Source organism: Pseudoalteromonas sp. TB25 (genome assembly GCF_000497995.1).
Taxonomy (GTDB): Bacteria; Pseudomonadota; Gammaproteobacteria; order Enterobacterales; family Alteromonadaceae; genus Pseudoalteromonas; species Pseudoalteromonas distincta.
The window spans coordinates 1-8,952 of sequence record NZ_AUTI01000428.1; the positions used below are offsets into that span (position 1 = coordinate 1).

Annotated in this window: 9 protein-coding genes and 1 pseudogene; 5 read left to right on the forward strand and 5 right to left on the reverse strand. The window is 39.5% G+C overall.

Features of this window, described 5'->3' with window-relative positions:
• Positions 1 to 209: pseudogene (locus tag L652_RS0120870) on the forward strand (hypothetical protein); the annotation flags it as partial.
• Between the two features lie 66 nt (positions 210 to 275).
• Here L652_RS0120870 and L652_RS0120875 read toward each other — a convergent pair.
• On the reverse strand, positions 276 to 1,493 hold the full coding sequence (locus L652_RS0120875; RefSeq protein WP_024597609.1) for a pyridoxal phosphate-dependent aminotransferase: 1,218 nt from the start codon (positions 1,491 to 1,493) through the stop codon (positions 276 to 278).
• Positions 1,494 to 1,860: 367 nt separating this feature from the next.
• Positions 1,861 to 2,205 carry an Hpt domain-containing protein gene (locus L652_RS0120880; protein ID WP_002959674.1) on the reverse strand — a complete coding sequence of 115 codons (345 nt, stop codon included), beginning with the start codon at positions 2,203 to 2,205 and terminating at the stop codon, positions 1,861 to 1,863.
• 137 nt (positions 2,206 to 2,342) lie between these two features.
• Here L652_RS0120880 and L652_RS0120885 point away from each other — a divergent pair, with 137 nt between their 5' ends.
• Positions 2,343 to 2,939, forward strand: coding sequence for a tRNA-uridine aminocarboxypropyltransferase (locus L652_RS0120885; protein WP_024597610.1), 597 nt, complete (start codon positions 2,343 to 2,345; stop codon positions 2,937 to 2,939).
• 24 nt (positions 2,940 to 2,963) lie between these two features.
• Positions 2,964 to 3,749, forward strand: coding sequence for a CLCA_X family protein (locus L652_RS0120890; RefSeq protein WP_024597611.1), 786 nt, complete (start codon positions 2,964 to 2,966; stop codon positions 3,747 to 3,749).
• A gap of 16 nt (positions 3,750 to 3,765) precedes the next feature.
• Here the strand turns inward: L652_RS0120890 and dcd are convergent, their stop codons facing one another.
• Both dcd and apbC read right to left on the reverse strand, forming a co-directional pair.
• Positions 3,766 to 4,350, reverse strand: coding sequence for a dCTP deaminase (dcd, locus tag L652_RS0120895; protein ID WP_002959670.1), 585 nt, complete (start codon positions 4,348 to 4,350; stop codon positions 3,766 to 3,768).
• Positions 4,351 to 4,356: 6 nt separating this feature from the next.
• Positions 4,357 to 5,433, reverse strand: a complete 1,077-nt coding sequence (gene apbC / locus L652_RS0120900; protein ID WP_024597612.1) for an iron-sulfur cluster carrier protein ApbC — start codon at positions 5,431 to 5,433, stop codon at positions 4,357 to 4,359.
• A 187-nt stretch (positions 5,434 to 5,620) separates the two neighbouring features.
• Between apbC and metG the strand changes: the two genes are divergently transcribed.
• The gene (gene metG / locus L652_RS0120905; RefSeq protein ID WP_024597613.1) at positions 5,621 to 7,642 is read left to right on the forward strand and encodes a methionine--tRNA ligase; all 2,022 of its coding nucleotides are present in this window, start codon (positions 5,621 to 5,623) and stop codon (positions 7,640 to 7,642) included.
• Positions 7,643 to 7,825: 183 nt separating this feature from the next.
• On the opposite strand, the gene lepB is transcribed toward metG, so the two are convergent.
• Positions 7,826 to 8,476, reverse strand: coding sequence for a signal peptidase I (lepB, locus tag L652_RS0120915; protein WP_024597614.1), 651 nt, complete (start codon positions 8,474 to 8,476; stop codon positions 7,826 to 7,828).
• A 184-nt stretch (positions 8,477 to 8,660) separates the two neighbouring features.
• Here lepB and L652_RS0120920 point away from each other — a divergent pair.
• A partial coding sequence (locus L652_RS0120920; protein WP_024603630.1) for a fasciclin domain-containing protein occupies positions 8,661 to 8,952 on the forward strand: 292 nt, incomplete at its 3' end.

Genomic DNA, 8,952 nt, shown 5'->3' on the forward strand with positions numbered 1-8,952 from the left:
CGGTAATTGGCGGCAGTGTTGCACACAATAGGCAGCAGCAAAGTCATTATCAGCAAAATCATTTTGTAGAGTTATTAATACAAGTTGAAAACGGCGACCAGTTTATGGTTGTTCAAGATCAAGACCAATCAATGCGCTTTAGCAAAGGCGATAACGTAAGATTAGTGTACTTGAACGACAACACGGTGCGTGTAGATAAAGCGTATTAGCCAATATATTCATGACTAAAGTAAAAAACGAGCCAAATTTGGCTCGTTTTTTTATTTTTTAAATAACTATACTTGACGATAGTCTTTAAAAAAACGCTTCATTTTTAACATCGCATCCGATAAATCATCTTTGCTTGGTAAAAATACCAATCTAAAATGATCCGGCTCGGGCCAATTAAACGCCCTGCCATGTACAAGTAATATTTTTTCGGCTTTTAGCAAATCGTACATCATCTTTTCATCATCTTTAACGTTAAAAAGTGCTGTATCTACTTTGGCAAACGCATAGAGCGCGCCTTTTGGTTTTTTACAACTAATACCTTCAATAGCGTTTAACCCGCGCCATGCAATATCGCGCTGCTCGTATAAGCGCCCACCTGGGTTAATTAAATTATCAATTGATTGCACGCCGCCCAACGCTTGTTGAATTGCATATTGCGCAGGTACATTTGCGCACAAACGCATAGATGAAAGTATTTCAAGACCTTTGCGTAAATCATCCATTACCGAGGTACGACCGCTTAGAACCATCCACCCCATTCTTAGCCCCGCTGCACGGTAGGTTTTTGCTAAACCATTAAAAGTAATGATTGGTACATCATCACACAGTGAGCCGATTGAAGTATGCGTTATACCATCGTATAAAATCTTTTCGTAAATCTCATCGCTCAATAACAGCAGTTTATGTTCACGCGCTATATCAATTAATTGCATTAACAAATCGTCACTGTAAACCGCACCTGTCGGATTATTAGGATTAATTAATACCAAAGCTTTAGTTTTAGACGTTATTTTGCTTTTTATATCGGCAATATCCGGAAACCAATCTTGCTCTTCATCACATAAATAATGCACCGGATTACCACCCGATAATGTTACAGAAGCAGTCCAAAGTGGATAATCTGGAGCTGGAATAAGCACTTCATCGCCATTATTTAATAGCGCTTGGGTGATCATCTGAATAAGTTCGCTTACGCCATTACCAATATATATGCTATCTACATCTAAATTATGTAATCCACGTTGTTGATAGTGCTGATAAATAGCCACGCGGGCTGAATAGAGGCCTTTAGAGTCACAGTAACCTTGGGCTGAATATAAGTTGCGGATAATATCGCGGTGCATATCTTCTGGCATATCAAAACCAAAAGCAGCCGGATTACCTATATTCAATTTTAATACTTTTTGACCTTCGTCTTCCATTTTTTTAGCTTGTGCTAAAACCGGCCCACGAATGTCATAACATACACCTTCTAATTTGTGACTCTTTTTAATATCAGACATTTTTACCTCTTTAGGGCGTATTGACTTTATGGATTAAATTTGTTCAACCTAGGGGCGATTTAATCGCGGCGCGAGATTTGTAACCTAGTGGGCTAAGTAAAAATTGAGTAACAAAGAGAAAATAGCCCCTAGGAAGAACCCTCTGGGCAATGCGTGTTTGGATTTTATGTGTTGTTATCGCCTATTTATGTGGAAAAACCACACTGCATAGGCTCTGCCTAACCTAAAAACCAGACACTCGTTGCAAATTCAATCCCGAAAGATCAACACGCCCTAGTGAATCTTTAGACTAACCTAGTAAAGGCGTAAAATGCCAGTCAATTTAGGTGCTTAATACTGAAATAAATTCACGTTTCAGCTTCAATAATTAACGAGATGCTAACCATTCATTTAGCTTAGCTTGAGAGCCTGTTACTTGAGCCATTAAGCTATTAGATGCGTCGATAGCTTCAGCTAAGTTATCTAGGTTTAAATTTTGTTCAATAACACGCGATACTTCAGCAAGGCTTGAAGCACCAAACTGCGCCGCATTCGATTTTAAGCTATGGGAGTGGCGAATAGCTGCTTCTTTATCTTTACCAATGGTTGCTAACACTTCTGAGCCTAAACGTTCAAACTCTGAGCAGCAAAAATCAAGTGTATCAGCAAACTGCTCACCCAATAACGATTCCATACTCTCTAATGCTGATGTATCAATATTTATTTCTGTCATATTTTAAGCCCTTAAAACAATCCATGTAAGTTACAGTTTAATAGTACTACTTTATATTGATGCGTAAAAAAAACCAACTTAATTACCTTATAAATGTATAATTGCGAGGAACATACTGGCAACAAAAAGTTTATTAAATGGCACGCACACTTTGTAATCATTGTAACTTTTCAATAAACACCTGTATTTGCAACGCAATTACAAATATAAACAACAAAGTTACGGTTATTATTCTACAGCACCCGAGTGAAGAAAAAATAGCAAAAAATACCGCTAAACTACTCAATTTATGCCTAACTGATTGCCAAATAATCAAAGGCGAAAATAATGATGACTTTTCCATACTAAAAACACTGCCAGTAAGCTCAACTGTTTTACTCTACCCTAACGAACACGCTGTAAATTTAGACGATAACACTGAGCAGCCAAATGTAAAAAACATCACCCATTTAATCGTGGTTGATGGTACATGGAAAAAAGTCTACAAAATTTTGCAGCTCACCACATTACTAAATCAATTTAAAACGGTCAGTTTTAAACAGCTACCTAAAAATCGTTATGCTATTCGTAAAGCTCCTCGGGCCGACAGCCTATCCACACTTGAAGCTGTAGCGCATAGTTTGTTTTTAATAGAGCAGCTAAATCCCGCACCACTTTATAATGCGCTAAATGAATTAATACAAAAACAAACCCAACACATGCCTGAGCACGTAAAAGCACGTTACTTAGATTAAATTCGTTACTATATGAAACTTGCAATGCGTAACTACCCTAACAGACTAAAACGTGGCTTTACTCGCCAAGGACCCGACTATCGCTTTGACGACCAAGTCGACTTTAGCGATATAAGAGATACCTTCGGCTTTAGGTCAATGGTCGTTGGTAAATGGGTAACTAAAGAAGAGCGCTACATTAGCGCCAATTTAATTTACGATGCACTGGCCGACCTTGCGCAAATACTGCATTTACCACCTAAAGCAATTGGCCTGCGCGGGAAGCTTAACTTTGCATTTGGCCATGGTGGTCAAAAAGGCGTGCAAGCGCATTATAACGCAGCTTCACAAACCCTTGCTTTAGCTAAAAATGCGGGCGGTGGCGCATTGGCTCACGAATGGTTCCATGCGTTTGACCATCATATAAGCGAGCATTTATTTGCAGCAAAACCCCGGTTTGGCTTTGCCTCAAAATTGTGGCTTTCAAACACGCCTAATTTATCGCATCCACTTAATAATGCTTTGAACAGTTTTTATAAACATGTGTTTTTAGATGAAGATGGTATTGATGCAAATAACTTTGTACAAACGTGTATAGAACACGATAAAGCCCACAATATGAATTATATGAGCATGCCCGAAGAGCTTGCAGCACGGTGTTTTGAAGCCTGTATTGAAGGCCACACATATATAAAAAATAGCTTTTTGGTGGGAGGCTTAAAAAGTAGTAATTTAATATACCCAAATAGTGAGCATATTAATAAAGCAAATGAAGCGCTTAACCAGTACTTTGAACTACTGGGTTATGCGCTTCATAAAATGGACGAGTAATGCCTATATTTGGTGATTATTTATCGTCACTAATACGACTTGCTACTGCGCTGCTTTGATCTTTATATTTTGCATCTTTACGAATATTGTATGGGTTTTCACACGGGCCCGATAACATTTCAAAGCTCATAGCACCAATTTTCATCAGTGGGCGTAGTGCCAGTGGTAATTTACCTGAGTTGTAAAACTCTAAAACAATATTGCCGCTCCAGCCTGGGTCTATTCGATGCGCGGTTACATGCACCATTAAACCCAAACGCGCAAGCGATGAGCGTCCATCTAACCAACCTACTATATCTGCTGGTAGAGTTACTTTTTCATGGGTAATAGCTAGTGCAAGTTCACCTGGGTGTAAAAAGAATGCTTCACCTTCATCAAGCACTATTTCTTCACTCATGATCGATTCCATGGCCTTATTTAGCTGATCTTTTGGACCACTTAAATCGACGTATGCGGCGTTATGCGCATTAAACGTTCTAAATTTATTTCCCAAACGTAAATCGGCAGTCACGCCTGAAATCATCTCGCTCGTTGGCGCAGGCTCAATAACAATGCGGCCATCGCTTAAGTATTCTTTAATATGTGTGTCTGAAAGTCTCATTATTTATTAATCTTCCGTAATCACAATTTCAATTGCATTGTGATGCTGTTGATAATAAAGCGTGCTGGCTATTAGCCTTGCTGCTGCGCTGTATGTTTTGCTTATTGTAGCGTCCTTATCGCTTGCAATAAGTTTACCTTGCTCAGAATACTCGCGTATATCTATTGCAAGTGGAATATGGCTAAGTACAGGCACGCCGTGCTTATGCGCCAGTTTTTGTGCACCGTCTTTACCAAAAACGTGGTTAGCTTCACCACAGTGAGTGCAAATGTAGTGGCTCATATTTTCTATTAAGCCAAGCACCGGTACGTTTACTTTATTAAACATAGCAATGCCTTTTTGCGCATCGGCTAGCGCTAAATCTTGCGGTGTAGTGACAATAACAGTGCCGCTAGCGGGTACTTTTTGGCTCATTGTAAGCTGAATATCACCGGTGCCCGGTGGCATATCAACAATTAAATAGTCAAGCTCGCCCCAATCGGTTTCGTTAAGTAACTGGCTCAGTGCGCCTGACGCCATTGGTCCACGCCATACCGTGGCATCATCGCTTGGAACTAAAAAGCCAATTGACTGCGCTTTAATGCCATTTGCATCAAAAGGCTGTAGCTGTTTGTTATCTTTAGTGACGGGCTCTGCGCCCACTAATCCTAAAAGCATTGGGATAGATGGGCCATAAATGTCAGCATCTAAAATACCCACCTTTGCGCCTTCATTTTTAAGCGCGCCTGCCAAGTTAACAGCAGTAGTCGACTTACCTACCCCACCTTTGCCTGAGGCAATAAGTACAATATGTTTAATCGCTTTAAACTTAGCCGCCTCTTTAATGATAACCTTGGCGCTAATTGTTACAGGCACATTTAAGCTTTCACTTACGTGTTGCTCAACTAAAGGCATTTCTGATTGCCCAGCAAATGGCAGAGTTAATTTAATGTGTAGTGATTTATCGTCATTTTGAGTAATAGTATCAATGAAGCTTTCGGCAATACCGACGGCAAAAGCCGCACTACGATATGCCGCTAAGGCAGTTATAATCGGTTGTTTTTGCACCGATTTAGAAGAGAATAGTTTCGACAGTCCAAACATAGCAATTAAATAGCGTTTCTTTGATGAAAAGTGCCACGGAATTATGTAACATTCAGGGCATTAACACCAGTCAATTAATAAAAATCCATAAGCTGTGCGCACTCTAAGCAGATAGCTTGTAGATAAATTAATGATAATTGCCGTTTGTATAATAAAAACGGCGTTTTATCCTCAATTCGGAATGATTATGACGCAGCGAAAGATCCTGATTACCAGCGCATTACCTTATGCAAATGGCCCTACTCACCTAGGTCATTTATTGGAATATATTCAAACTGATATTTGGTCACGTTTTCAAAAACTACAAGGCCACGAAGCTTATTATGTTTGCGCAGACGATGCCCACGGCACGCCAATTATGCTTAATGCGCAAAAGCAAGGGATCACGCCTGAAGAAATGGTAAAACAAGTGAGCATAGAGCGCCAACGCGACTTTGCTGACTTTAATATCAAATTTGATAACTACCACAGCACCCACAGCCAAGAAAACAAAGAATTAAGCGAACTTATTTATAACCGCCTAAACGATGCCGGTCATATTAAAAAGCACACTATTTCGCAATTATTTGATCCTGAAAAAGGTATTTTCTTACCAGACCGCTTTGTAACAGGTACTTGCCCGACGTGTAAGTCTGAAAACCAAAACGGCGATAGCTGTGATTCGTGTGGTGCTACATACAGCCCTACCGAACTTATTAACCCGCGTTCTGTAATGTCAGGTGCTGAGCCTGTACTTAAAGATTCTGAGCATTACTTTTTTGACCTGCCAGCATTTGAAGGCATGCTAAAAGAGTGGTTACACTCGGGAACTATTCAACAAGAAATGGCTAACAAGCTAGACGAATGGTTTACCGATGGCTTGCAACAGTGGGATATTAGCCGTGACGCACCTTATTTTGGTTTTGAAATCCCAAATGCACCAGGCAAATATTTTTACGTTTGGTTAGATGCACCTATTGGTTACATGGCGAGTTTTAAAAACCTATGTGACGAAAAAGGCCTCGACTTTGATGCGTTTTGGGCTGAAGGTTCAGACGCAGAGCTTTATCACTTTATTGGTAAAGACATTATCTACTTCCACAGCTTATTTTGGCCAGCAATGCTAGAAGGCGCTAATTTTAGAAAGCCAACTAACGTATTCGCTCATGGTTTTGTAACTGTGAATGGCGAAAAAATGTCTAAATCAAAGGGTACGTTTATTAAAGCGCGTACTTATTTAGATAACTTAAACCCAGAATACTTACGTTACTACTACGCAGCAAAATTAAGCAGCGGTATTGTTGATCTGGATTTAAACCTAGAAGACTTTGCACAGCGCGTAAATTCAGACCTAGTAGGTAAAGTAGTCAACATAGCGAGCCGTTGTGCTGGCTTTATTACTAAAAAGTTTGATGGCAAGCTAAGCAACACTATTATGCAACCAGAGCTGTTAGCAGAGTTTCAAGCTGCTGCACCGAGCATTACAACACACTACGAGAACCGCGATTACAGCCGCGCAATTCGCGAAATAATGGCGCTTGCCGACAAAGCAAACCAATTTATTGATGGCGCAGCGCCTTGGGTATTAATTAAAGACGAAACTAAGCAACAAGAAGCACACGAAGTGTGTTCTCTTGGTCTTAACTTGTTCCGCGTTTTAATTACTTACTTAAAACCCGTGCTACCAGGAATGGCAGACAACGTACAAGCGTTTTTAAATGACGACCTTGCATGGGACGGCGTTCAAAATGCACTAGTAAGCCACCCTATCAATAAATTTAAACCGTTAATGCAACGTGTTGAAATGGATAAAGTGAACAAAATGGTTGAAGAATCTAAAGAAAGCTTAGCACCAAAAGTAACAATTGACCCTAACAGCCCACTTGCAAAAGAGCCAATTAGCGACGAGATTGAGTTCGATGATTTTGCAAAAGTAGACCTACGCGTAGCTAAAATTGCTAAAGCAGAGCACGTAGAAGGCGCAGATAAACTACTTAAGCTAACACTTGATTTAGGCGGCGAAACTCGCCAAGTGTTTGCGGGTATTAAATCGGCTTATGCACCTGAGGATATCGAAGGCAAGCTAACCGTTATGGTTGCTAACCTTAAGCCTCGTAAAATGCGCTTTGGTATGTCTGAAGGCATGGTATTGGCAGCAGGCCCTGGCGGAAAAGAAATTTATATTCTTAACCCAGATGACGGCTCAGAGCCTGGTATGCGCGTAATGTAATATTATTCATACAATAAAAAAACCGCTGATATGTCAGCGGTTTTTTTATGGGCTAAAGTAATGTTTAGTCGTATATTAAATACCGAACAAGAGCGTAGTGTTCTTACCAAGCTTGTAAAAAAATATATAAGTAAACTGCCTAAATAGGCAGTTATATTTTAACTCTAAAATTAATTATCTTATTTAATTGAGCTTTTTCAATACGCGGTCTTTTCTTGGTAAGTAATAGTTATCGTAATCAAGAGACACTATAACGCGCTCTGCTTTTCCTAATAACTCATTACGCGGAATTAAACCTATTACACGCGAGTCAGCGCTATTGTCGCGGTTATCGCCCATTGCTAAATAATAATCATCAGGAATTGTAATTGCGTCAAAGCCCGATAAACGTGAAGGAATATTTGCCACTCTTATCGAATGCGCTAACCCGTTTAAATCTTCGATTTTATCAAGCGAGTCTATGTTGCTTTGCTGATCTGCATAATTAAGTTTTTTACCATTAATAATGAGCTCATTATTTTCAAGCGCAACGGTGTCTCCTGGCACACCAATTACACGTTTAATTAAACGGTTATCGGCAGCTTGTGAGTCAAAAACAATAATATCACCGGTTTGTGGGTCCGCTAGTTTAAGTAGTTTTATATGCGTAAATGGGACACGAATATCGTAGGCCATTTTATCGGTAAGTATTCTGTCACCTTCTTGAATTGTTGGCTTCATAGAGCCTGTTGGCACTTCGTACCAATCGGCTACAGCGCTTCTAAATACGCTCATTAGTGCAATAAATACGATAAGAGAGCGGTTGTTTTTCCAAAACTTATAAACTAATTTCATGCCTATTCCCTTCAATTGAACAAGTCTTTAATTAAGTAACTGTTTATATGACTTTGCTATTTAGCTGCAGTTCAATCAATGATGTAACAAAACATGTTGACTACTAATTTTAATTGATCGATTAAATTTAGAGCGTCGTAACATTTAACGAAACCAACGGGTATTAACTTAAAGGAAAAATAAAATGTTTAAGAAAATTACTACTGCATTATTGTTTACAACTGCAAGCCTTGGATTTACTACAATGGCTTATGCTGATCATCATGGTATGAAAAAAGACGTTGTTGAAGTAGCCGTTGAAAATGGTTCGTTCACTACTCTTGTTGCTGCTGTTAAAGCCGCAGGTTTAGTTGAAACACTGCAAGGTAAAGGACCCTTTACTATTTTTGCACCAACAGATGCTGCATTTTCTAAATTACCTGAAGGCACTGTAGAAATGTTACTCAAGCCTGAAAACAAAGATAAGCTAACGGCGG

Coding starts and splice junctions, on each gene's coding strand:
- L652_RS0120885 (WP_024597610.1), top strand. CDS start 2,343: ATGGCACGCACACTTTGTAATCATTGTAACTTTTCAATAAACACCTGT.
- dcd (WP_002959670.1), bottom strand. CDS start 4,350: ATGAGACTTTCAGACACACATATTAAAGAATACTTAAGCGATGGCCGC.
- L652_RS0120890 (WP_024597611.1), top strand. CDS start 2,964: ATGCGTAACTACCCTAACAGACTAAAACGTGGCTTTACTCGCCAAGGA.
- lepB (WP_024597614.1), bottom strand. CDS start 8,476: ATGAAATTAGTTTATAAGTTTTGGAAAAACAACCGCTCTCTTATCGTA.
- metG (WP_024597613.1), top strand. CDS start 5,621: ATGACGCAGCGAAAGATCCTGATTACCAGCGCATTACCTTATGCAAAT.
- L652_RS0120880 (WP_002959674.1), bottom strand. CDS start 2,205: ATGACAGAAATAAATATTGATACATCAGCATTAGAGAGTATGGAATCG.
- apbC (WP_024597612.1), bottom strand. CDS start 5,433: ATGTTTGGACTGTCGAAACTATTCTCTTCTAAATCGGTGCAAAAACAA.
- L652_RS0120875 (WP_024597609.1), bottom strand. CDS start 1,493: ATGTCTGATATTAAAAAGAGTCACAAATTAGAAGGTGTATGTTATGAC.